This window comes from Halorarius litoreus (assembly GCF_024362405.1).
GTDB classification, from domain to species: domain Archaea; phylum Halobacteriota; class Halobacteria; order Halobacteriales; family Haloarculaceae; genus Halorarius; species Halorarius litoreus.
Genome location: NZ_CP101454.1, coordinates 2,406,630 through 2,428,282, shown reverse-complemented (window position 1 = coordinate 2,428,282; position 21,653 = coordinate 2,406,630). Strand labels below are relative to the sequence as shown.

Genomic DNA, 21,653 nt, shown 5'->3' with positions numbered 1-21,653 from the left:
CGCCGGCGCGGTCAGATGCCGAGGACGAACTTGGCGAGCCCGAGGAAGATGAAGAAGCCCAGCACGTCGGTTGCCGTCGTGATGAATATCGTGGCGGAGGTCGCGGGGTCCTTGCCGATGCGACTCAACAGCAGCGGGATGAGCGTGCCGAAGAACCCGGCGATGACGAGGTTCAACACCATCGAGACACCGAGCACCAGCCCCAAAAGCGGGCTCTGATTGAACACGCTCGCGATGACCGCGACGAGCAGCCCCGTAATCGCCCCGTTGGCCGCCCCGGCGACGACTTCGTTGGCGATGACGCGCCCGCCCGTCGAGATGGAGACCTGCCCGAGCGCGATACCCCGAACGGTGACCGCCATCGACTGCGTTCCGGCGTTGCCGCCCATCCCCGCGACGACGGGCATGTACACCGCGAGCAGCGTGAACGCGGCGATGGTGGCCTCGAACAGGCCGACGACCGCCGCCGCGAGGAACGCCGTCCCGAGGTTGATGATGAGCCACTTGTATCGGTGTCTGATCTTCGCGAGCGGGCCGTCGAGCACGCTCTCCTCCTCCTGAACGCCGGTGAACTCGTAGAGCGTCTCGCTCACCTCCTCCTCGATGACCCGCAGCAGATCGCCGGCGTAGATGACGCCGAGGATACTCCCGTCGTCGTCGAGGACCGCTACCGACCGCTCGGGGTTCGCCCGGAACACCTCGACGACGTCCGTGTCGGCGCTGTCGTACCGGACAGTGGGCACTTCCTCGACGTAGTCGACGATGGCCTCCGACCGCTGCTCGGAGAGCGCCAGCCCCGGAAGCTCCCCCAGCAGCGTGTCGCCGTCGGTCACGAACACCGTCGGGAACTCGCCGGTGCGCTCCTGCTGGCGACGGACGCGGCGAGCCACCTCGTCGAACCGCCGGTTCTTGTCGACGATGATGTACTCGAGGTGCATCAGCCCCGCCGCACTCTCGGGGCTGAACTCCAGCAGGAACTCGACCTTCTCGCGACGGTCCACGTCGAGTCGCTGCAGGATCGTCTCTTGTGTCTCCTCGGGCGCGAGCCCCAGCACGTCGGTCGCCTCGTCCGGGTCGAGCCGGCGGACGAACTGCTGCAGGTTCCAGAGGCTCATGTCCTCGATGAGCGCTCGCTGGACCGTCTCCGGTAGCTGGAAGAACACTTCTCGCCGACGGGTAGGTGAAAGCTCCCGGAACAGCGCGGCGGGAGTAGACGACGCCGCGAGCTCCTGCTGCACGTCGGCTGACGGGACAGACATTCGTCTCCGAATGGCTCGTCACCGGGTAAAAATCGGGCGGATGCACGGTGGAGACGTCAGGCGATGCGACGTGAAGACGAACAGAATCGAGGAAGCCCGAGATACGTTCTACACAGCATTAATGACCTGGCACTTCGCAGCCTCTGCTAGATGACGACTAACGGACAAGAGGTGCTCCTGACCGACATCCCTGCGGTTGGAGAAACCCGCGCCAAGGGCCTTCGTGTCGCCGGGTTCCAGACGGTCTCAGACGTGGCGAACGCGGCAGGAACTGACCTCGAACGGGCCGATAGCGTAAGCGCCTGGGCGGCGCCGTGTCTGAAACAGGGGGCCAAAGAGCTGTGTGGCGACCTCGACACCGTATTCGTGGCCGTTGCCGCCGAGACACGGGCGACGCGAGAGGAAGTGTTCGAGGCGTTCTCCGAGTTCGCCTGGCAGATGGGAACGTACGGGACGAAGGTTCGCGCGCTCCGCGCCATCTTCGAGGATGCTGAAGGCTCTGTGTTCGACTTACGGGCGCAGGGGCACTCGTACGGCGATCTGTATCCGTTCTATCAGGGTGGGTACGAGCGAGTCGAGGATGTCGTGGAAGCGACCGTTACTGAACTCACCGACCTGAGCTACATCGATGAGAGCACCACGCAGGCCGTGCGTGACAGCGCACGAGCGGTGGCCAACGAGGGGAGACGTGCCGAACCGGAAGGGCCACCGCATTCACCGCCACCGGGCGATGACAGGGCAGAAGCCGACGACGGAGAGGGCGAAACAGATGGATCGGCCGACGAAGCCGAGCAACGCGCGGGCACCGGAGGTGAGATAGACACACGGGAGGGTAGCGACCAGAGACGCACAGCGAACCGTACGGAGCGTCAGGAAGCCCTCTCGCTTCTCCGCGAAGGCGTCGGCGCGGACGCCCAGTTCCGGCCCGACCAGTGGGAGGCAATCGACGCGCTCGTCAACGACCGTGACCGACTCCTCCTCGTTCAGCGGACCGGGTGGGGCAAGAGTTCGGTCTACTTCATCGCGACGCGGTTGCTTCGCCAGCGCGGCGCCGGCCCGACCCTCATTGTCAGCCCACTTCTGGCACTGATGCGCAACCAAGTCGCCGACGCCGCGGCCGAGTTCGACCTCCAAGCCGAGGCCATCAACCACAACAACGAGGACGAGTGGAACCGTATCAACCAGTCAGTCGTCGACGGGACGTGTGATCTGTTGCTCGTCTCGCCCGAGCGACTCGCCAACCGCGAGTTTCAGCGTGAGGTACTCGGTCGGATGGAGGAGGCTTTCGGGATGCTCGTCGTCGACGAGGCACACTGCATCTCCGACTGGGGCCACGACTTCCGACCGGACTACCGCCGCATTCGAGACATCATCACCCGGCTTGACCCCGAGGTGCCGGTTGCCGCGACGACTGCGACCGCCAACGACCGCGTCGTCGACGATATCACAAATCAGTTGCCCGAACTCACCGTACTCCGCGGCTCGTTGCTGCGCGAGTCCCTCCGCCTCCAGGCGATACATCTCGACAGCCGCGAGCGGCGCCTCGCATGGCTGGCTGAGAACGCCGACCCCGACGGCCCCTCCGGCATCGTCTACTGTCTGACAGTCCGTGACGCCGACCTCGTAGCCTCCTGGCTGACCGAGCAGGGACTCGATGTCCGGTCGTACCACGGCGGACTGGATGGCGAGGAACGCCGCGAACTCGAACACCTTCTCCAAGAAAACGAAGTGGACGCTCTCGCGGCGACCAGTGCGCTCGGTATGGGGTTCAATAAACCCGATCTCGGCTTCGTCTATCACTTTCAGCGTCCACCAAACCTCATCCGCTACTATCAAGAAATCGGGCGGGCAGGCCGGAACCTCGAATCGGCGACCGCCGTCCTCCTCGCGGGCGAGAGCGACGACGAGATCGCCGAGTTCTTTATCGAGAACGCCTTCCCCCCCGAATCCGCGTTCGAGACAGTTCTCGAGGCCGTTGAGGCCAACCCCGACTCCCTCCACGGATGGAACGTGTACCAGTACGTCGACGAAGTCCGAACCGGAACCGCCCGAAAATGCCTCGACATTCTGGATGTCGAGGGTGCAATCTCCCGCCGTGAGGATGGCTTCGTCCGGACCGACGAGGCGTGGCGGTACGACGCCGAGCGTTACGACGCCATTACCGACCAGCGCTGGGCGGAACTCGATCGGATGAAGTCGTTCGTCGAGACCGACGAGTGTCTAATGCGGTACATCGCCGAGGAACTCGACGGCGAACTCGAGTCGGACTGTGGTCGGTGTGCTAACTGCGCGGGCGACATCGTTCCCCGAACCGTCAACGATGAGGCGCTCGTCGAGGCCGCAGTCGACCACTTCCGCGCCGAGGGGCGGAGCGTTCTCACGCCGCGAAAAATGACATACACCGAATCAGGCCGTCGAACCGCCATCGACGACGACAGACGGCTCTCGCCCGGGCGGGCGCTCTCCGCCTGGGACGACCCTGCGTGGGGTGAACGCGTGCAGACAGGTGTCCACGACGGCCGCTTCGACGACGACCTCGTCGGGGCTGCTGCCGACCTCATCCGCGAGGACTGGTCGCCCGATCCCACCCCGACCTGGGTCGCTTGTGTCCCATCGACCTCGAATCCTGGACTCGTTAAGGAGTTTACAGAGCGTCTCGCCGACCGTCTCGGCCTCTCGTTCGTCGACTGTGTGACCCAGGCGGACACGAAACAGTCACAGCGCGAGGTGAATGGGAGTCAAGCACAGTGTGAGAACGTCCGTGGCGCGTTCGCCGTCGAGGGAGGTACACCGATTCCCGACGGTCCTGTTCTGCTTGTCGATGACACTGTCTACTCCCGGTGGACCCTCACCGAAGTCGGTGGCCGACTGCGCGACGCGGGAAGCGGACCGGTCTACCCGTTTGCGCTGGCGTCACGTTCGAACTGAGAGGCAGGAGTCCAGCGGCCCGAAATACGAACGGGCAGCACTGTCGCTACGTGTCGAAAGAACGGAAGGATGGGATGGTCAGGAACCGCCGCCGAACATCTGGCGCATCATCGGGTGCATCTCCATGAGCTGCTCTTCGGCGATCTCCTCGTACAGCTTGTACGTGATGGAGACCGTCAGCAGCAGCCCCGTGCCGGAGACCTGGCCGATGGTGCCGAGCATGTTCGCCATGACGGCGAGCAGGCCGACGAGCGCGCCGCCGATGACCGTCACCTGCGGGATGTAGCGTTCGAGGACCTTCTCGATGACGCCGGGCGACTGCCGGAAGCCGGGAATCTGCATCCCGGAGTTCTGGATCTGCTTGGCGGTCGACTCCGGGCCCATCCCGGTCGTCTCGACCCAGAAGATGGCGAACACCGCCCCGCCGAGGACCATGAACGTCAGGTCGATGGCGATGCGGATGAGCACCTGCCACGGCTCCGCGGAGGTGAACCCCGCGAACCACATCCAGTCCTGGAACGAGTAGATGGGCGCGAGGTAGTAGAACAGCCCGTCGACCGGGACCGCCCCCGATGCGGTGTTCTGGTAGGTGCCGAGCCAGCCGGGCATCCCCTGCCACTGGGCGTTGAGGATGCGGCCGAGGAACTGGATGTTCGCCTGCAGCGCGCGAACGAGAATCATCGGCAGGACCGACGCGTAGATGAGCTTCACCGGGAAGCGACCGCGCGCGCCTTTCACCCGAGCGTGCGAGAGCGGAATCTCGACGCGGACGGATTCGGCGTAGACGACGACTACGAAGATGAGGACCGTCGTGACCAGGAACAGCAGCTGGCCGGGGCCGATGAGCAGGCCCTGAAGCCCAGAGGGCTGGAGCACCGGGCCGAGGTCGGCCTGCCCGGTGATGATCTGGTACCAGCCGTAGAAGAACCCGGTCTGGTTGCCGAGGAACGGCGTGGAGAAGAACCCGCCGATGAGTCGCTGGCTGATACCGGCGATGATGAACAGGCCGATACCGGAGCCGACGCCCCACTTGGAGATGACCTCGTCCATGAACAGGATGAGGACGCCGCCGATGAAGATCTGGGCGAACATCAGCCACTTCACGACCCCGAGGCTGACGCCGAGGTTGGTAGCGACCTGCTGGCTCGCCGGGAGGAAGCTCCCTGCGAACACCATCGGCAGGCCGGTCAGACAGATCATCACGACCACGAGCAGCTTCTGGAGCCCCTGGTAGAGCACCTGGTCGCGGGGGTCGTTGGTGTCGAGCCCGAGCAGGTCGGCACCGCCGAGCAGCTGGAGGACGATGGACGCCGTGACGATCGGCCCGATGCCCAGTTGCAAGATGGTACCCTGTCCACCCGCGAGGATGGAGCGGAACTGTCCGAACGCGTCCTCACTGCCCGCCCCCAGACCGTAGAGGAAGACGTTGGTGAGGAAGAAGTACAGCACGAGGACGCCAGCCGTCCAGCCGAGCTTGCGGCGGAACGGGACGTGGCCCTCCGGGCGGGCCACGTTGGGCATCCGCGAGAGTACCGGTTCGGCGGTCTCTTTCCAACTCATTGCGATTGTCGACCCTTCTGGTTGGGAGTATGTATCTTCTTCGTCTCGCCCACGGTGCGTGACACCGCCACCCAATCACGACACGGGACGCCGGTGCTGTCGCTCACCGACCGGGCAGAAACGAGAGAACTCGGGGGCGTTACTCGCCGTCTTCGTCGTCCGCGTCGGCCGCCTCGGCCTCGGCGGCGAGCTCCTCACCGTGCTCGGTGAGGACCGCCTCGCCACCGGCCTCGACGAGCTTCTCCTCCGCGTCGGCGGAGAACGCGTCGGCGGTGACCTCGAGCGCGTTGTGGACCTGGCCCGCGGCCAGGACCTTCACGACGTCGACCTCGTGGCCGTCCTCGACGACGTCACGGGCGTCGATGGCGTAGCCGTCGCCCGACTCCTCGGCGACCCCGCTCTCGACGTACAGGACGATGTCCTCGTCGAGATCGCGGAGGTTGATGGTCTCGACCTCCGTGTGGGTCTTCTGCGGGCGGTTGAACCCGTGCTTCTTCCGCGGCGGGTAGTTCGCCTTCTCGTGTTTCGTGCGGCCCGCGCGCCCGCGGCCGCCACGGTGGCCGGCGCCGCGACGCTTCTTGTGCGAGCCGCCGCCGTGCGTCCGCGAACCGCGCTGGCGTCGTTTCTTGGAGCTCATTATCGCATCTCTCGCAGGAGGTCGTCGATCTCCTCGGACGTCTGCTTGCCGAGGGCCCCTCCCTCCTTCGAGGGGTGTTTGATGCCCTTGTGGCCGCCACGCGGCGGGTGGAGCCGGAGGGTCGGCGAGAGCCCCTGCTCCTGCAGGGTGGTCTCGTCGGCGACCAGCGCCTCCGCCAGCGCGGGGATGTCGTCGTAGTCGGTGTGCTCGGCGACCCAGTCGTCGTCGACGTCGGCGTCGCCCTCGGCAGGGCGGCCGCGGGTCGCGATGAGCAGCTCGACCGTCTCGACCGAGGGCTCGCCGTGAGCCACCCAGTCGTTCACCTTCGTGATCATCCCGCGGTAGGTGTCGCGCTCGGGGATGAGCACGCAGTGGTTGACGCGGCCGAGGTTCAGCATCGAGAGCGTGTCGCGCACGGCCTGACTCTGGTTCACCTCACCGCGGAGCTGGACGAGCGCCTCCATCACTCGATCACCTCACGCTTCTCGCGGGCACGCTGTGGGACGCGCGCCTCGCTGGTGGCGCGAAGGGCGTTGAACGTCGCCTTCGCGAAGTTGACCGTCGTGCGGGTGTTGCCCGACGAGCGGGTCCAGATGTCCTCGATGCCGGCGAGGTCCAGCACGTGCCGGACCGTCTCCCCGCCGGCGAGCCCGAGTCCGCGCGGCGCGGGCTGGAGTTCGACCTCGACGGAGCCGGCCTTGCCGGTCGTGCGCAGCGCCACCGTGTGCGGGCGGCCACAGCCACACTCCCAGCTCCCGCAGCCGCGGGAGACGTCGATGATGTTCAGCTTGGCGATGCCGATGGCCTTCTGGATGGCACCACCGACCTGGTCGTCACGGCCCTCGGCGTAGCCGACGAAGCCGTCGCGGTTGCCGACGACGACGACACACCGGAACTTCACCCGGCGGCCGGAGTCGGTCATCCGCTGGACCATGTTGATGTCGAGGACCTCGTCCTCGAGCCCCGGCAGGAGCTGGTCTACGATCTCCGGCTCCTTCAGCGGGAGCCCGGATTCGAGCGCCTGCCGCATGTCGGTGATATCGCCCTCAGCGACCTTTCGTCCGAGCCGCGTCTGCGGCTCCCAGCCTCGGTTACTCATTGTCCTCCAGTAGCGTCTCGCGCACCTCGTCGAAGTGCGCGGGTAGGTCCGTGGCGTCGAAGTCGCCGCCGTAGAGACCCTCGTCCAGCGACTCGGCGTACTCGGCGATGTGGCCACCGCGCGTGCGGTCCCACTCGGCGAACACGTCGTCGTTGTGCGGAATCTCCAGGCCGGCGTCTATCGCGCCCTCCTGTACTGCGAACACCTTGCTACCCGGCGTAGCGGTGTTGAGTCCGATGTCGAGTACGGCCTCCTCCAGGCCAGCCTCCAGCGCGCGTTTGCCCGCCAGCAGGCCCGTCAGGTACGCGGCCGGCAGGTTGCCCGTGGGGGCCTCCCAGCCGTAGTCCGCGAGGTCGTTCGAGGTCGCACTCGCCACCGTTTCGTCACCGTTCGGACTGGTGACGACCAGCTGCGCCCTGGTGTGCTGGTTGCTCTTGCGAGCGACCAGCCGGGGCTTGCCCGATTTCAACAGGCGCAACCTCTGGTGGTAGTTCGTTCGTGCCTCGCGGCGACGCCGCATCGGCACTTTGTATCGTGGTCCGGTTGCCATTGTCAGTAGTTGTTCTCGATGTAGCGTTCGAGGTCCGCGATGGAGTCGAACTCGCCGCCCGAGGCCTGGTCGTACAGCGACCGGTACTCGGAGGCGTCGAGTTCGCCCTCGTCGCGGAGTTCCTTCAGCGTGCGCCGCTGCGCACGGATGCGAGACTGCCAGTCCTGCTTGGAGTTGGCGCGACCGCCCTTCTTCCCCTTGCGCTTCCCCTGGCCCTTGCGGTGGCCGTAGGCGCGCTTCTTGGCCCGTTCGCGGGCGCGACCACGGGAGTTCCCGCGAGCGTCCTCCGAGGTGATCGCACCCTCGTCGACGAGTTCGCGGATGTCCTCGCGCGTGATCGCGTCGGCGATGTCGGCCTGTCGGTCGGGGTCGAACCAGACGCGGTTCTTCCCGACGTCGAGGACGTCAGCGGCGAGTCGCTTCTGTGCTTTCAGGTCAGTCATTCCTCGACCTCCACTTCGACGTAGGTGGGGTTCAGGACGCGGATGCCCTGCTCTTCTGCCTGCTCCTCGATGGCCTCGCGCTTGCGCGCGCCGACCGTCGAGCCGATGCGGACGGCCTGCGTGTCACCATCGACGCCTTCGAGGTCGTCGGTGTTCTCCACGCGGACCTCCTCGAAGCCCGAGGGGTGAAGCCCGCGGACCTCGGTGGGGGTGCGGTAGCCGGCCTGGACCTTCGGGCCCTTGCCCTTGATGCCCCGCCGCTGCTTGGAGAGGCCACCACGGGGACGCCGCCACGAGGTGGGCGTCCGCTTCTTCTTGTGGTAGTCCTGGCGGTTGAACTGCGGCTTGCCGACCCGATTGCGCTGGGTCAGCAGGCGCTGTTCGTTCTCCGAGAGGTCGGGCGTCTTGTCGACGAGCCCGCGCGGCTGGAGCTCCGTCTCGACGTCCTCCTCGGCCTCTTCGACCGCTTCCTCGGTCTCGTCTTCGACCTCGGCTTCCGTCTCCTCGGAGACTTCGAGGCCCCCGACGTCGGCCTTGATACGCGCGGCGAGCGCGTTGCCGATGCCGTCGACCTCGGCGAGCTCGGACTGCGAGGCCGCTTTCACGTCCTCGACGGTCGTGTAGCCGGCGCCTTCGAGGGCCGCGGCCTTCGCGTTCCCGACGCCGCTGATGTCGGTCAGCTCCTGCGGTCCCTCTGTCTCAGCGTCGACTTCCTGTTCATCGTCTGCCATCAGGCCTCACCTCGCTTCGGTTTCTCGGTGATGTAGACCCCGTCCTGGAAGACACGCGTGTCCTTCCCCTGGACGCGGGTGAGCTGTTCGATGTCCGCGGCGGTCTGCCCGACGTCCTCGATGTTCGGTCCGGAGAGCGTGATCTCCTCGCCGTCCACCTGGACCTGTGTGTCGCCGTGAATGGGGACACGTCGGGGCGCCTTCTCCCCGAGGAAGTTCTTGATGACGACCGTGTCGTCCTGAACCTCCACCTGCATCGGGAAGTGAGAGTAGAAGACCTCCATCTGGTAGGTCCACCCCTCGGTGACGCCGTGGATCATGTTGGTGACGTGGCTCTCGAACGTCCCGACCGTCGCGTTCGTCTTCGCGTTCGTGTCTTCGGACTCGACGACGACCGTGTCGCCGTCGACCGAGACGCTGATGTCGGGGTACCAGAGCCGCCGCGTGACGCTGCCTTCGGGCCCCTCGACCGTGAGATCGAGGTGGTCCTGCGTCGCGGTGACGTCGTCCGGTATCTGGATTTCCTTTCGCATTGTTCTAGTAGACGTATGCGATAACCTGGCCACCGATGCCCGCTTCGCGGGCCTCGTAGTGGCTCATGATCCCGTGGCTGGTCGTGACGACGAGTGCCCCGTAGTCACGGGCGGGGAGGAACCGCTTCTCCCACTTCTCGTACTCGTCGGCCGCCGCGGAGTACCGCGGCTTGACCGCGCCACAGGCGTTGATCGCGCCTTTCAGTTCGACCTCGAAGCGGCCGGCCTTTCCGTCGTCGACGAACTGGAACGTGTCGACGTACCCGCGGTCCGCGAGGACCTCGAGGACGGAGCCGATCTCGTTCGAGGCGGGCTCTACCGTGTGTGTCAGGTGGCCCACGCCTTCGGCGTTGTCGATGCCGGAGAGCGCGCTGGCCAGTGGATCGTTGTCCGCCATGGTTAGCTGTACTTCTTGAATCCCATGTCACGGGCGATCTCGCGGAAGCACTGGCGGCAGAGCCAGATGTCGTACTTGCCGACGAGACCCTGCTTTCGGCCGCAGCGCTGGCACTCGTGGAGCTGGCCGGTTCGCTTCGCGGCCTGCTCACCCGTCTCTTGTTCTGTCTCGGATTCGCTCATTCGTGCACCTCCACGTCGAACTCGCTCTCGAGGTACCGCGCGGCGTCCTCGGGGTTGAGTCGGTGTCGTCGCGGGATCTGCTGGCTCGCCTTGTCGCGCTTGTGCACCCGGTAGCCCGGCCGCACGAGGTTGACGGTCACGTCGAGCCCGTAGATCCCGATGTTCGGGTCGTACTCCTGGCTCGGGAACTCGGTGTGCTCGTCGACACCGAAGCTGAAGTTCCCGTACTGGTCGAACTGGCGCTGCGAGATCTCCGCGAGCGGCAGGGCCGTCTCGAGGAACTCGCGGGCCTGCTCGTCGCGGAGCGTGACCTTCGCGCCGATCGGGTCACCCTCGCGGATGTTGAAGTCCTGCAGGGTGCGCTTCGCCTGCGTCCGAACGGGACGCTGGCCAGCGATCTCCTCCAGGATGTCCTCGGCGTTCGCGAGCTCGCGCCCGCCGACGCCCACGCCCATGTGGACGACGACCTTCTCCACGCGCGGCTTGCGCATCTCGTGGAACTCGGTGTCAGCCTCGGAGCTCATTCGTCATCACCCGTGAAGTTCTCGTCGATGACGACGACGTACTCCTCGATGGTCTCGAACCGGTCCTCGTCGCGCTCGACCAGGACGTTGTTCGGCGAGGAACTCGCCGTCACCTGGATCTCGTCGATGGTGCCGATGTCGCCGGCGTGCGTGCCAGCCACAGCAGTAACGAGTGCGCCCTCCTCGTACGGGAAGTGCGCGACGACGTCCTTGTCCTCGTTCGAGACGACGATGGAGTCGTTGACGTCGATGGAGTCGTCCTTCGCGATGAGCGAGGTGCCGTCGTGCAGCGTGAGCTGCGTGTCGCCACCGGGCACCTGCCGCTTGCCCGTGACCTTCCCGAGCCGCGAGCCGGCCGAGTCGGCGTCGATGGGCGTGAGCGAGAGGCGGCCCCCCTCGTCGGGGAACACGCGGTAGAACTCCTCGCGCTCCACGAACGAGATGATGTCGAACATCCCGATGGGTCGCTGTTCGTCGCTGATGGGCTCGCCGTTCACGAGAACGGAGTCCTGCCCCAGCGCGTACCGTGCTTCCTTCTTCGAGTCCACGTACCCGAGGACGTCGCGCAGGATGATGAGCAGGGGAACGCCCTGTTCACCGTGCGGGCCCGCGCCCGCTTTCACGGTGAACGTGCCCTCCTTGCGCTCGACCGGCCACGAGTTCGGGACGGAGAGTCGCTTCTGGTGTCGCGTCATTCGTTATCTGCCTCCAGGCGTGCCTCGCGCTTGTCGTCCGAGAGGTCGAGCTTCGTCACGACGAGGTTCGAGGCGTCGAGCGGCCGCGGCACCTCCTCGCCGTCGGCCTTCTCGAGCGTCACGTCCTCGACGTGGACGATGGCGTCCTTGAGGTCCACCTTGATGACCTCGCCGTCTTCGCCGGCGAAGTCACCGCGCTGTACCTCGACGGTGTCGCCCTCGTTCACGCGAACGCTGCGCTGGCCGTACTCCTCACGGAGGTCCTCCGAGAGGTGTGCACGGACCTGCCGCTGCTTCTCGTGGAGCGGGGCGCGCCGTTTCCGGGTTCGTTCTTTGTCTGGCTGTCGCGTCATTGTTAGAGGATCATCGTCGCCGTGCTGGCGATGCTGCCGAACCGCTCGGCCACCTCACGCGCGATGGGACCCTTGAGTTCGGTCCCACGCGGGTCCTCGTTCTCGTCCACGATGACCGCCGCGTTGTCCTCGAACTTGACCCGTGTGCCATCCGGCCGGCGGATCGGCTTCCGCTGGCGGATGATCACGGCTTCGAGCACCTGGCGGCGCATCTCGGGGGTCCCCTTCGTGACGGAGACGGTGATCTTGTCACCGAGTCCGGCCTTGGGGTGTCGGTTCTTCGTGCCCGAGTAGCCGGAGACGGAGATGACTTTCAGTTCACGTGCGCCGGTGTTGTCGGCACACGTGATGAGCGAGCCTTTCTCGAGGCCCTGCGTGACGTCGGCGTTGAGTGCCTCCATCAGTCGTCACCTCCCTCTTCGGCAACGCGCTCGACGACGACGTGCGTCTTCGTCTTCGAGAGCGGTCGGGTCTCTGCGATACGAACCGTGTCGCCGACAGCGAGGTCGATACAGTCAGGGTGATGCGCCGAGATACGGGACCGTCGCTTCATGAGACGGTCGTATTTCGGCACCTTGACGTCGTACTCGCGTTCGACGACGACGGTTTTGTCCATGTCGGTGGAGGCGACCCGGCCGATCACCGTCTGACCGCGCACGGCGAGTTCGCCGTGGAACGGGCAGTTGGGGTCGGCACAGGTCTCCTCAGGTTCCGATACGTTCAGTCCTAGCGCCATTTGCTGGTAGCTGTGGTTTCCGTGCGTCGGGCGGGTCGGGCGACGAGCCGTTCACCCTCGACGATGACCTGCTGGCCATCGTCGAGCGTGAAGCGGAACGTCGCGGCCGCCTTCGGCACCTGTTTCGTCCCGGCACCCGTCCCGACGAGCAGCGTGTTGGTCGTCTCGTCGACGACGACGCCACCGAGGCCGACGAGGTCGGCGTTCGGCGACTCGACTACCTCCACTCGGAGGCCGGCGAGCTCGTGTCGGGGCAGGGTGGTCGGGTTCATGCTATTCCTCGTCCGCGAAGTCGCCTTCCTCGCGCTGGACCGTCTTGATCCGCGCGATGGTGCGGCGAAGCTCCTTGATGCGACCCGGGTTCTCCGGGGCGCCACCCGCGGCCTGCACGGCACGCGAGTTCAGCAGTTCCGTCTCGAGGTCCTCCAGTTCGGCCTCCCTCTCGGCAGGCGTCATGTCCCGGAGTTCTTCGACGTGCAGGATGGCCATTATTCCTCGACCTCCTCGTCGTCGTCAGCCTCGTCTTCGGCCGCGTCGGCGTCGGCCTCCTCGGCCTCCTCCTCCTCTGCGGCGTCCATCTCGTCCATGAGCTCCTCGGCTTCCGCCTCGGTCTCCTCGTCGAGATCGTCGATCTCCTCCTCGAGGTCGTCGAGTTCCGCCTCGACGGGCTCCTCGTCGGGGGCCGTCTCCGCGGCACCCTCCTCGATGTCGACGTCCTCGTCGACGAGCTCCTCCTCCGCGACGTCGGTCGCGGGCTCGGCGGGCTCTTCGAGGTCCTCGGGGTCGGCCGAGACCTCCTCGTCGAGCGCCTCGTCGGCCTCGGCGAGCAGGTCGTCGACGCCCTCGTCGGCCTCCTCGATGAACTCCTCGACGTTCGCGTCCTCCGCGATCTCGAAGTCGTCGGGGAGCTGGGCGTTCGGCGGGATGATCCGCACCTGCACGCCGATAGTGCCGAGCTTCATGACGGCGGTGCCGTCACCGCGGTCGACGATGGTGTCGGCGGGCTCGCCGTTGTGCTTGATGTAGCCACGGTTGAACTTCTCCACGCGCGAGCGCGCACCCGTGACCTTCCCGCTCAGGACGATCTCGGCGCCGAGGGCGCCGGAGTCCATGATGCGGTCGATGGTCGTGTGCCCGGCCTTCCGGAAGTACCAGCCACGCTCGAGCGCGTTGGCCAGTCGGTCGGCGACGATCTGTGCGTTGAGGTCGGGTTCGTCGACCTCCTGCACGTCGATCTGCGGGTCATCCAGGTCGAACTTCTTCTCGATCTGGGTGGTGAGCTTGCGGATGTTCTTCCCGCCCTTGCCGATGACCATCCCGGGCTTCTCGGCCTTGAGGACGATCTGCGTGCCCATCGGCGTCTGCGCGAGTTCCATCCCGCCGTAGCCGGCACGGGACAGCTCGGTGGCGAAGAACTCGTCGATCTGCGTGCGACGGAGCCCCTGCTCGATGAACTGGTGTTCGTCGGCCATTATTCTTCGACCTCCTCCAGGATGAGTTCGACGTCGACCTGCGGCGTGTTCCACGGCGAGGCGCGACCGAACGCACGGGGCTTGCGGCCCGGCGACTCGCCGACCTTGTGGGCGGCGACGTGCTTGATGGTCATCGACTCACCCTCGAACCCCTGGTGGTCGGCGTTGTTGATGGCGTTCTCGAGCAGGTCGAGGAACGCCTTCGAGGCCTTGTTCGGGTAGCGACCCGCGTCCCAGCCCTCGATGTCCTTCCGGTGACCGACACCGGAGTTGTGGGACTTGAACGGGACGGACCGCTCCTCGTTGACGACCGCTTCGAGGTACTCGACGGCGTCGCTCGCCGTCTTGCCCTTGATCTCGCGGGCGATGGCCTTGCTGTGCTTGTGGCTCATGTGACGCTCCCGAAGCATGGCTTTCGCCGTCGTGTCCGGGTCCGCGTCGACTGAGTAGCTGATTCCCATGATTACTTGAGCGGCACGAACTTCGAGGAGCGCGTGGCCCCGATGCCGGCCTGTCCGTGTTCGACCGACGTTCGCGTGAGGACGAACTCGCCGAGGTAGTGCCCGAGCATCTCGGGTGCCACCTCGACGCGTTCGAACTCGTGGCCGTCGTAGACGGCGAACGTGAGCCCCACGAACGACGGCAGGACGGGCATGTCCCGCAGGTGCGTCCGGATGGGGTTGTTCGCGGTCTCCTCCTCGCCACGACCCTCGACCTTCTCGAGGAGCTTCTGCTTCTCCGTCGAGAGGCCACGCGTGATACTTCGCCGCTTGCGAGCGGGGAGCAGTTCGGCTACCTCGTCAAGCTCCATCTCCTGCAACTCGTCGAGCGTGTAGCCACGGTAGGTGAACTCACCCTCGCGGCCGGTCTGGTAGTCCGTGCTCATTTGTTCTTGTTCCCTCCTTTGCCACCGCGGCCCGTGCGTCGGGACGAGATGTCACCGACCTTCCGGCCCGGCGGCGCGTTGCGGGAGACGCTCTTCGGCTTGCCGGGGTGCTGACGCCCACCGCCACCGAACGGGTGGTCGACGGCGTTCATCGCGACCCCGCGCACGTTCGGCCACTTCGTGCCGCGTGCGCGCATCTTGTGGTGCTTGTTCCCGGCCTTGACGAACGGCTTCTCCGTCCGGCCACCGCCGGCGACCGTGCCGATGGTGGCACGGCACTCCGGCGAGAGGCGGCGGACCTCCCCCGAGGGGAGCTGGACCACGGCGACCTTCCGGTCGTGGGTCAGCAGGGTGGCGTTGACGCCCGACGCGCGGGCGAACTTGCCACCGTCACCGGGCTGGCGTTCGACGTTGCACACCGGGACCCCTTCCGGGATCTCGGCGAGCGGGAGCGTGTTCCCGACTGCGACTTCCGCGGAGACACCGACCTGGATGGTGTCGCCGACGCCCACGCCTTCCGGCGCAAGCACGAGTCGCTGGTCACCGTCGTCGAACTCGATGGCCGCCACGGGCGCGCTGCGCGCGGGGTCGTGCTCGATGTCCACGACCGTCCCCGAGACGACGTCGGAGTCCTCGACGTTGCGGTGCGACAGGTTTGCCTTGTAGCGGTGCGACGGCGCCCGGAACGTGGGCGTGCCGCGGCCGCGTCGTTGTCCCTGGATGCGTCGTCCCATCTCAGAACACCCCGATGCGCGAGGCGACTTCCTGCGCGTCGTCGTCCGCGGAGAGCGTGACGACGGCCTTCTTCGTACCGTTCATCGTCATCTGCGTGTTCACGCTGGTGACGACGACGTCGAACTGGTCCTGAATCGCGTCGCGAATGTCCGGCTTGTGGGCCGTCTCGTCGACGATGAACTGGAGCTTGTTGTGGAAGTCCATGTCGTTCATGGCCTTCTCGGTGACGAGCGGGTACTTGATCGTCATCGCTCGGCCACCTCCTCCAGTGCGCTCTCGGTCCACACCGTCAGCCGCCCCGGCGCGGTGCCGGGCGCGAGGTCCTCGGCGGAGACGTTCGCCGCGGTGGCGACGTCGACGCCCGCGAGGTTGCGGGCGGCCTTCGAGGGCTCGCTCGACGTGACGAAGAGGATGGACGTCGGCTCCTTGTACTTGCGGCCACGGGACGTCCCGCGGCCCGCACGCACCGTCTTGCCGTCGTCCGCGCGCTCGACGTCCGCGTGGGCGCCGACCGCTTCGAGGAACGCGACGACCTCCTTGGTCTTCACGAGGTCCTCGAACTCGTCGCTCACGACGAGCGGGATCTCGAGGTCGTCGTCGAACGCGTGGCCGCGCTCGGCGACGAGCTCGGCGTCGGCGGTGGCCGCGATGGCCGACCGGACGGCGAGCTTGCGCTCCTTGGTGTTCATCTCGAGTCCGCGGTCCTTCTCCGCTTTCGGCGGGTGGGCCACGCGGCCCTTCACCGCCTGCGGGACGCGGCGCCCCTGCCCGTTCGAGCGGGGGACGTGCGCCATGCCGCGCCCCGAGCCGAACGATTCGGCGGGGGTGCGGAGACCGGCGAACTCGTCGGTGCCGTAGTCCTGGCGTCGGTTGGCCTGGGCGGCCTGGACGGCGCGCTTGATGAGGTCCGGCCGGAAGTCCGTCTCGAAGACGGCCGGCAGGTCCACCTCGCCCGCGTCCGAGCCATCCAGGTTGCGTACTGTTGCCTTCATGGATTAGCCCTGATTCGATGCGGTGGAGACGAACCGAACCTCGGGGTCGAGGCGCGGCTGGTCGTTGGGTCGGACGGCGGGACGGAAGCGCAGCAGGCGCTTGTCCGGGCCCGGCAGCGAGCCCTTGACGAGCGCGTACTCGCCGGAGACCTCGCCGTAGTTGACGAAGCCACCGTCGGGGGTGACCTCGTCGTCATCGAGCGCGATGATACGCTTGTTGAGCTCGGTGCGCTGGTGGTAGCCCGTCTGCCCCTGCTGGGGGACGGTGGAACGAACCCGCGAGGGGTTCCACGGGCCGAGGTTGCCGATGCGGCGCCGCCAGCCCTGGCGGGCGTGCTTGCCCTTCCGCTTCTGGACGCCCCAGCGCTTGACGGGACCCTGGGTGCCCTTGCCTTTCGTGATGCCCGCGACGTCGGCGTACTCGCCGGCACGGAACACGTCCGTGGCGGCGTGTTCGCCACCGTCCTCGATGAGGTCGAGGGCGAACTCGACGCGCTCCTCGATGGAGCCGCCGCCGACGCGCGTCTCCATCACGTCGGGCTTCGTCTTCGGGACGCTCTTGAGGTCGCCGGGGACGGTGTGGGTGACGACGCGAACGTCGTCGACCTTGCCCGCCTCCAGAGCGTCCTCGATTGCGCTTACGTCCGAACTGTTCTCCTGCGGCGCACTCAGCGCGCGACCGAGGTCCTCGTGGAGCTCCTCGCTCCAGGTCTCGGTCAGCGGCCGGAGGCCGTACGGGGTCTGTTCGTAGACTCGAAGGGCCGCCGCGCGCATGGACGGCGTCTCGACGACCGTGACAGGGACGGTCTCCTCCATCCCCTCGCGGGGAGAGTTGGGCTCGTCGTTGATCATCACGACGTGGGACATGCCGGCCTTGTAGCCAGCGAATCCCTGGAGCCCGGGCTGTCCGTCGTCGTCCGGCCACGAGTTGAAGCGCGGAACCTCACTCGCCGCACGGACGCGCGGGCCGAAGCCCATCGAGCCTTTGCGTGGTCTGCTTGGTTGTGGCATTCTGGTCTCACTCCAGTGTGAGGGAAGCTAAGGTGGCGAACATCGCCTCCTCGGTTCGCACGACCTCGCTCCCTTGGTTCGGAACCGTGTTGAGCCAGAGGTCGAACCGTCCGTACGGTTCGTCGGTGTCGGCTTCCGCCGACGTGTTGTCGTCCCCGTCGGCCGCGTGAGCGTCCGACGGTATCGTCTCTGCGCCCGGCTCCACGTCCAGTATCTCCGGCAGTCCCCGTTCTGGGGCGCCGAAGACGACCGTCATACCCGTCCGTGTGCGCTCGACGAGACTGTCGAGCCGTGCCACGGACAGTGGCTCGCCGTGGCGAGACGCGGCGATACGGACGCCGGCGTCGTCGCGGGCGAGCGACGCGGAAAGGCCCTCGCGTAGCACCTGATACCCCGGTGGGGGTTCGTTCACGATGCGTGCGCGGACCGGCCGTCGCGAAGAGACCCTGACTGTGACGCGCTCCCCCTCGTGGACCTCCATTCCTGGAGGGACCACGAGCGAGACCGGGTGTTGCAGTCCGCAATTGACCCGAACGCGGTCGTCAGATCCGACCTCGGTCACGATTCCCTGTCTTAACGACCCCGAATCGTTCGATCCGGAGCCGGTCTGCGAGCGGACGCGGAGCGGCGGCAGCACGCCCACGTACTCCAGTTCGTCCCGCTTCCCCCACGCCTCCTTTCGGAGGTATGGTGGCGTAGCGGCGTACCGCAGCACGGTATCGACGAACCCGTCACCCCACCTGCCGTCGTCACCCGATTCGTCGGGGTAGACGACGAGGCGGTCGACCCGGAAGATCGTCGCCGCGCGGGCGACGTAGCCGAGTTTGCGAGTTGCCTCGCGTTTGTCTTCGGCTTCACGGGTCAACGATGACGGCACGAGTACGCTGCGTGTCATGCCGTAACGCTTCCTCGTCTGCTCACTAGACTGTGACGGTGCTTTCATACCCGCACCTAAAAGGGTAGCGCTTCTATCCCGCGTCTGCGGGCGTTTCACAGGGGTTTCGCGTGTGCTCGGTTCACACGGGACGAACTGGCGGAGGGCAGTCCATTCGGAAGTCTTTTAATCATCACCGTCCTCGGAATCGAATGCAGACAGGCGCTGGTAGTGTAGTGGTATCACGTGACCTTGCCATGGTCACAACCCGAGTTCAAATCTCGGCCAGCGCACTTCTACAGAAGCCGACCAGCGAGCGACCGCTGTGCGTGTCGCTCGCGAACCGAGGCTTCTGGTGAATGCGCCCCGAGTTTGAACTAGGGAGGGCGCGCGCAGCGTCAGCGAGCACGTCCGACCGTAGTTCAAATCTTGGCCAGCGATATTCCTCCGGAAAATAGACTGTAATCAATCATCGAACCTGTCGCTCGCCACCAGAGAATCTCGATTAGCTAAGGTAATCAGCGACCGAAGAGGCTTGCAATTGCATCAGCAACACTGCCCACTGCATCAGCAATGGAGTTAGCGAACTTGTTACGCTGTTCCCGTCGTAGCTCTAACCGATGCCCCTTTGCCCGATGAATCTCAATCTGTGCCTCCGCTTTGAGGAGCGACATTCTGATTTTCTCGTCTTCAGTTAGAGCGACTTTGTCTGCATTTTCGTCGTCAAACACATAAGCTCGAGTTGGACCTTGAATGGAACTCTCTTCCGGTGGAAACGCACTCTCAAAAAGTAACATCCTATGTTCAACTGCAAACTCGAGATTGTGGAGAAAGTCGATGTCGCAATCTTTCAGTCGCTCGTATCTGTAGAGCTCCCGGACTCGGTCTTCAACCCAATCAACCTCCTCTTTGTTTGGCGTTTCAGCGTACACTACTCAATTAGATGGGAACCATGAGAAAAAGTGTTGTGCAGGTTACTAATACGGGAGCGACCGTAGTGCAACTCTCGGCGAGCCTCACCCGAACACAACCGCGAACAGCAGCGTCAACAGGCACCCGCCAGCCACCACGCCGACACCGATTCCGAGGTACTGGACCCGGGAATCGCTGGCCCGAACTGAGAGCCCGAACGCGAGTCCCCCAACCACGACGAGGAGTGGAAGCGTCACGGGCGGCACGCCCATCGAGACGGCGGCGAACCAGAGCGCAGACGCGCCGAGCGAGGCCGCGACGAACCCGGCTGCTTGCTTCCGGGCGACGGCGAACCCGGTGAACGACGCCTCGTCCTCGACGGTCGCCACGTGGCCGACCAGGAGGGCGCTCCGCGGATAGCGCATCATGTAGTAGCCGATGGGGAGGAGAATCGGCGCGAGAACGGCGACACCGGCGGTCTCACTCCAGACCGCGGCGTCCCCACCAGGGAGCCACGACAGCATGGTCGCGGGTACTCGCTGGCCCGGAAAACGTTTTGTGGCGCGTGTCCAGCGACGGCGGCCCGGGCCCGAGACGCCGAGAAAGTTAATGTTGGTTGCTAGCAACCGGCACGTATGGGTTCGTTGGTACACACCGCAGAGCGGCTGGCGGTTCCCGTGTTGCTCCTGTTCGTCCTGGGGACGGTCGGGTTCATGACCGCCGCACAGGGCGGTATCACCGACGCGTTCCTCGTGTTCTACAGCCTGCTGTGGTTCGGCTCGCTGCTGTTCATCGCGTACTGGCGACGGGCACAGGCGGCCGCGCCCGTCGACACGACGGACCCGCTGTTCGTCCTCCAGCAGCGGTACGCGCGCGGAGAACTCGACGACGCGGCGTTCGAGCGGCAGCTCGACCGTCTCATGACCGACGCGGACCTCGAACGCGCGCGGCAGAGTGTCGACCCCGAGGCCGAACCGTACTGACGGCACATAGGGTTAACTCCCGCTCCAGCGTAGTGTAGCGAATGGACCGCCAGGTCCCACGGCGAGCGTTCCTCGTCGGAACCACGGCCCTCGCGGGGGGACTAGCCGGGTGTTCCGCGTTCGGGAGCGGGGCGAACCGTGGCGGCACCGACACCGTGACGCCCGTGCCGTTGCCCGACGCCGATGTCGACCCGACGAGCATCGCGGCGGTGGGCTCGCGCGTCCACCTCGGCCCGCTCGCGATGGCCGTCACGGGCGTCGAGCGCACCGAGCGCGCCGTCATCCTCGGCCGGGAGGTCGACCCCGGTCACGAGAACCAGTTTCTCGTCCTCGACGTGGCGTTCAAGAACGCCAGCGACCGCTACGCTGCGCTCGTGGTCGACCGGTTCGACGTGGCCGCGAGCGGCGGCTTCTACGACCCCGTCGAGCCGTTCGACGCGTTCACGGCACCGGCGTTCGGTGGGCTGGCGTTCGCACCCGGCGAGCGCCGCCCCGTCCGCCTCCACTACGCGGTCCCGGTCCGGACCATCGGGGTCGAACTCCGGGGGCGCGTTCGGGTGCGGTCGCTCCCGGACGACGCGTTCGAGTCGCCGCCGCCGGTCGTGGTCGACCTCGACTCGTCGGTCTCCGCGCCGACACGGCTCCAGCAATCGCTCCGGGTGCCGGTTCACGAGCCGGGCGACACGGTCGACGCGGCGGGGCTTCTCGTGCGCGTCCGGCGGGTCGAAGCGGCCGTCGACCTCCCGAACTGGGACCCGAGCGAGGGGCACGAACACCTCGCTATCGGGCTCGCGGTCGAGAACGGGACCGACTGGCCGAACGCCGTCGTGGTCGCCATCGGCGGCTTCGGCGGACTGGCGGTGGCCGACGCTCGGGGCAGGGAGTTCACGACAACCCGCTGGTTCCCGGGCGAAATCGCTGGCGGGACGTACTACGACGAGGCACGCGCGCTCGCGGCCGGTGAGTCGAACGCGGGGACGACGGTGGTCGAGGTCCCGACGGACCGCGAGCCGCTGTACCTCACGTGGACGCCACCGGCTGCACTCTGGCGGGTCGGCACGGGTGCCGAGACCAACCGCTACGTCTGGCGGCTGCGGTGATTCGCGCGCGGGTCGTTCTCGCTTCCGAACAGCTAGCGAGACGGTTTTCAATTCCCACCGC

The 21,653-nt window shown here is 66.2% G+C and carries 31 protein-coding genes and 1 tRNA gene; 4 read left to right on the top strand and 28 right to left on the bottom strand.

Annotated features, from left to right (window positions below):
* Positions 1 to 11 precede the first annotated feature (11 nt).
* Positions 12 to 1,259 carry a magnesium transporter gene (locus NL126_RS12540; RefSeq protein WP_255195216.1) on the bottom strand — a complete coding sequence of 416 codons (1,248 nt, stop codon included), beginning with the start codon at positions 1,257 to 1,259 and terminating at the stop codon, positions 12 to 14.
* 150 nt (positions 1,260 to 1,409) lie between these two features.
* Between NL126_RS12540 and NL126_RS12535 the strand changes: the two genes are divergently transcribed.
* Positions 1,410 to 4,187, top strand: coding sequence for a RecQ family ATP-dependent DNA helicase (locus tag NL126_RS12535; RefSeq protein WP_255195215.1), 2,778 nt, complete (start codon positions 1,410 to 1,412; stop codon positions 4,185 to 4,187).
* 78 nt (positions 4,188 to 4,265) lie between these two features.
* Here the strand turns inward: NL126_RS12535 and secY are convergent, their stop codons facing one another.
* The 25 genes from secY to NL126_RS12410 form a co-directional block, all read right to left on the bottom strand.
* On the bottom strand, positions 4,266 to 5,747 hold the full coding sequence (gene secY / locus NL126_RS12530; protein ID WP_255195214.1) for a preprotein translocase subunit SecY: 1,482 nt from the start codon (positions 5,745 to 5,747) through the stop codon (positions 4,266 to 4,268).
* Positions 5,748 to 5,886: 139 nt separating this feature from the next.
* Positions 5,887 to 6,384, bottom strand: coding sequence for an uL15m family ribosomal protein (locus NL126_RS12525; protein WP_255195213.1), 498 nt, complete (start codon positions 6,382 to 6,384; stop codon positions 5,887 to 5,889).
* A complete protein-coding gene (locus NL126_RS12520) occupies positions 6,384 to 6,848 on the bottom strand; it encodes a 50S ribosomal protein L30 (RefSeq protein ID WP_255195212.1) in 465 nt (154 codons plus the stop codon). Before NL126_RS12520 ends, NL126_RS12525 begins: the two co-directional genes overlap by 1 nt.
* On the bottom strand, positions 6,848 to 7,483 hold the full coding sequence (locus NL126_RS12515) for a 30S ribosomal protein S5 (RefSeq protein ID WP_255195211.1): 636 nt from the start codon (positions 7,481 to 7,483) through the stop codon (positions 6,848 to 6,850). The genes NL126_RS12520 and NL126_RS12515 overlap by 1 nt, the downstream gene beginning before the upstream one ends.
* On the bottom strand, positions 7,476 to 8,033 hold the full coding sequence (locus tag NL126_RS12510) for a 50S ribosomal protein L18 (protein ID WP_255195210.1): 558 nt from the start codon (positions 8,031 to 8,033) through the stop codon (positions 7,476 to 7,478). Before NL126_RS12510 ends, NL126_RS12515 begins: the two co-directional genes overlap by 8 nt.
* Positions 8,034 to 8,035: 2 nt before the next feature.
* Positions 8,036 to 8,476, bottom strand: coding sequence for a 50S ribosomal protein L19e (locus tag NL126_RS12505; RefSeq protein ID WP_255195209.1), 441 nt, complete (start codon positions 8,474 to 8,476; stop codon positions 8,036 to 8,038).
* Positions 8,473 to 9,207, bottom strand: coding sequence for a 50S ribosomal protein L32e (locus NL126_RS12500; RefSeq protein WP_255195208.1), 735 nt, complete (start codon positions 9,205 to 9,207; stop codon positions 8,473 to 8,475). Before NL126_RS12500 ends, NL126_RS12505 begins: the two co-directional genes overlap by 4 nt.
* A complete protein-coding gene (locus NL126_RS12495) occupies positions 9,207 to 9,740 on the bottom strand; it encodes a 50S ribosomal protein L6 (RefSeq protein WP_255195207.1) in 534 nt (177 codons plus the stop codon). Before NL126_RS12495 ends, NL126_RS12500 begins: the two co-directional genes overlap by 1 nt.
* A gap of 4 nt (positions 9,741 to 9,744) precedes the next feature.
* Positions 9,745 to 10,137, bottom strand: coding sequence for a 30S ribosomal protein S8 (locus NL126_RS12490; protein WP_255195206.1), 393 nt, complete (start codon positions 10,135 to 10,137; stop codon positions 9,745 to 9,747).
* 2 nt (positions 10,138 to 10,139) lie between these two features.
* Positions 10,140 to 10,319, bottom strand: coding sequence for a 30S ribosomal protein S14 (locus NL126_RS12485; protein WP_255195205.1), 180 nt, complete (start codon positions 10,317 to 10,319; stop codon positions 10,140 to 10,142).
* The gene (locus NL126_RS12480) at positions 10,316 to 10,843 is read right to left on the bottom strand and encodes a 50S ribosomal protein L5 (RefSeq protein ID WP_255195204.1); all 528 of its coding nucleotides are present in this window, start codon (positions 10,841 to 10,843) and stop codon (positions 10,316 to 10,318) included. The genes NL126_RS12485 and NL126_RS12480 overlap by 4 nt, the downstream gene beginning before the upstream one ends.
* Complete coding sequence (locus NL126_RS12475) at positions 10,840 to 11,538, bottom strand: 30S ribosomal protein S4e (RefSeq protein WP_255195203.1); 699 nt, start codon at positions 11,536 to 11,538, stop codon at positions 10,840 to 10,842. Before NL126_RS12475 ends, NL126_RS12480 begins: the two co-directional genes overlap by 4 nt.
* The gene (gene rplX, locus NL126_RS12470; protein WP_255195202.1) at positions 11,535 to 11,891 is read right to left on the bottom strand and encodes a 50S ribosomal protein L24; all 357 of its coding nucleotides are present in this window, start codon (positions 11,889 to 11,891) and stop codon (positions 11,535 to 11,537) included. The genes NL126_RS12475 and rplX overlap by 4 nt, the downstream gene beginning before the upstream one ends.
* A 2-nt stretch (positions 11,892 to 11,893) precedes the next feature.
* Entirely contained in the window at positions 11,894 to 12,292 is a 399-nt protein-coding gene (locus NL126_RS12465; RefSeq protein ID WP_255195201.1) for a 50S ribosomal protein L14, read from the bottom strand.
* Positions 12,292 to 12,627 (bottom strand): 30S ribosomal protein S17, encoded by a 336-nt coding sequence (locus tag NL126_RS12460; RefSeq protein WP_255195200.1) that lies wholly within the window; start codon positions 12,625 to 12,627, stop codon positions 12,292 to 12,294. The genes NL126_RS12465 and NL126_RS12460 overlap by 1 nt, the downstream gene beginning before the upstream one ends.
* Positions 12,618 to 12,899 carry a ribonuclease P protein component 1 gene (locus NL126_RS12455; RefSeq protein ID WP_255195199.1) on the bottom strand — a complete coding sequence of 94 codons (282 nt, stop codon included), beginning with the start codon at positions 12,897 to 12,899 and terminating at the stop codon, positions 12,618 to 12,620. The genes NL126_RS12460 and NL126_RS12455 overlap by 10 nt, the downstream gene beginning before the upstream one ends.
* A gap of 1 nt (position 12,900) precedes the next feature.
* The gene (rpmC, locus tag NL126_RS12450) at positions 12,901 to 13,116 is read right to left on the bottom strand and encodes a 50S ribosomal protein L29 (RefSeq protein WP_255195198.1); all 216 of its coding nucleotides are present in this window, start codon (positions 13,114 to 13,116) and stop codon (positions 12,901 to 12,903) included.
* Positions 13,116 to 14,099, bottom strand: coding sequence for a 30S ribosomal protein S3 (locus NL126_RS12445; protein WP_255195197.1), 984 nt, complete (start codon positions 14,097 to 14,099; stop codon positions 13,116 to 13,118). The genes rpmC and NL126_RS12445 overlap by 1 nt, the downstream gene beginning before the upstream one ends.
* Positions 14,099 to 14,560 (bottom strand): 50S ribosomal protein L22, encoded by a 462-nt coding sequence (locus tag NL126_RS12440; RefSeq protein ID WP_255195196.1) that lies wholly within the window; start codon positions 14,558 to 14,560, stop codon positions 14,099 to 14,101. The genes NL126_RS12445 and NL126_RS12440 overlap by 1 nt, the downstream gene beginning before the upstream one ends.
* 2 nt (positions 14,561 to 14,562) lie before the next feature.
* Positions 14,563 to 14,985: a 30S ribosomal protein S19 gene (locus tag NL126_RS12435; RefSeq protein ID WP_255195195.1), complete on the bottom strand. Its 423-nt coding sequence runs from the start codon at positions 14,983 to 14,985 to the stop codon at positions 14,563 to 14,565.
* Positions 14,982 to 15,719, bottom strand: coding sequence for a 50S ribosomal protein L2 (locus NL126_RS12430; RefSeq protein ID WP_255195194.1), 738 nt, complete (start codon positions 15,717 to 15,719; stop codon positions 14,982 to 14,984). The genes NL126_RS12435 and NL126_RS12430 overlap by 4 nt, the downstream gene beginning before the upstream one ends.
* 1 nt (position 15,720) lies before the next feature.
* Positions 15,721 to 15,969: a 50S ribosomal protein L23 gene (locus NL126_RS12425; RefSeq protein ID WP_255195193.1), complete on the bottom strand. Its 249-nt coding sequence runs from the start codon at positions 15,967 to 15,969 to the stop codon at positions 15,721 to 15,723.
* Positions 15,966 to 16,712 carry a 50S ribosomal protein L4 gene (rpl4p, locus tag NL126_RS12420; RefSeq protein ID WP_255195192.1) on the bottom strand — a complete coding sequence of 249 codons (747 nt, stop codon included), beginning with the start codon at positions 16,710 to 16,712 and terminating at the stop codon, positions 15,966 to 15,968. The genes NL126_RS12425 and rpl4p overlap by 4 nt, the downstream gene beginning before the upstream one ends.
* A gap of 3 nt (positions 16,713 to 16,715) precedes the next feature.
* Entirely contained in the window at positions 16,716 to 17,723 is a 1,008-nt protein-coding gene (locus tag NL126_RS12415; protein WP_255195191.1) for a 50S ribosomal protein L3, read from the bottom strand.
* A gap of 7 nt (positions 17,724 to 17,730) precedes the next feature.
* Complete coding sequence (locus tag NL126_RS12410; protein WP_255195190.1) at positions 17,731 to 18,618, bottom strand: RNA methyltransferase; 888 nt, start codon at positions 18,616 to 18,618, stop codon at positions 17,731 to 17,733.
* A gap of 201 nt (positions 18,619 to 18,819) precedes the next feature.
* On the opposite strand from NL126_RS12410, the gene NL126_RS12405 reads away from it, so the two are divergent.
* Positions 18,820 to 18,890, top strand: a tRNA-Gly gene (locus tag NL126_RS12405).
* 225 nt (positions 18,891 to 19,115) lie between these two features.
* Here NL126_RS12405 and NL126_RS12400 read toward each other — a convergent pair.
* Positions 19,116 to 19,529 carry a hypothetical protein gene (locus tag NL126_RS12400; RefSeq protein ID WP_255195189.1) on the bottom strand — a complete coding sequence of 138 codons (414 nt, stop codon included), beginning with the start codon at positions 19,527 to 19,529 and terminating at the stop codon, positions 19,116 to 19,118.
* An 84-nt stretch (positions 19,530 to 19,613) separates the two neighbouring features.
* Positions 19,614 to 20,033 carry a hypothetical protein gene (locus tag NL126_RS12395; RefSeq protein ID WP_255195188.1) on the bottom strand — a complete coding sequence of 140 codons (420 nt, stop codon included), beginning with the start codon at positions 20,031 to 20,033 and terminating at the stop codon, positions 19,614 to 19,616.
* Positions 20,034 to 20,144: 111 nt separating this feature from the next.
* Between NL126_RS12395 and NL126_RS12390 the strand changes: the two genes are divergently transcribed.
* Both NL126_RS12390 and NL126_RS12385 read left to right on the top strand, forming a co-directional pair.
* Complete coding sequence (locus NL126_RS12390) at positions 20,145 to 20,492, top strand: SHOCT domain-containing protein (protein WP_255195187.1); 348 nt, start codon at positions 20,145 to 20,147, stop codon at positions 20,490 to 20,492.
* Between the two features lie 41 nt (positions 20,493 to 20,533).
* A complete protein-coding gene (locus NL126_RS12385) occupies positions 20,534 to 21,592 on the top strand; it encodes a hypothetical protein (protein WP_255195186.1) in 1,059 nt (352 codons plus the stop codon).
* Positions 21,593 to 21,653 lie beyond the last annotated feature (61 nt).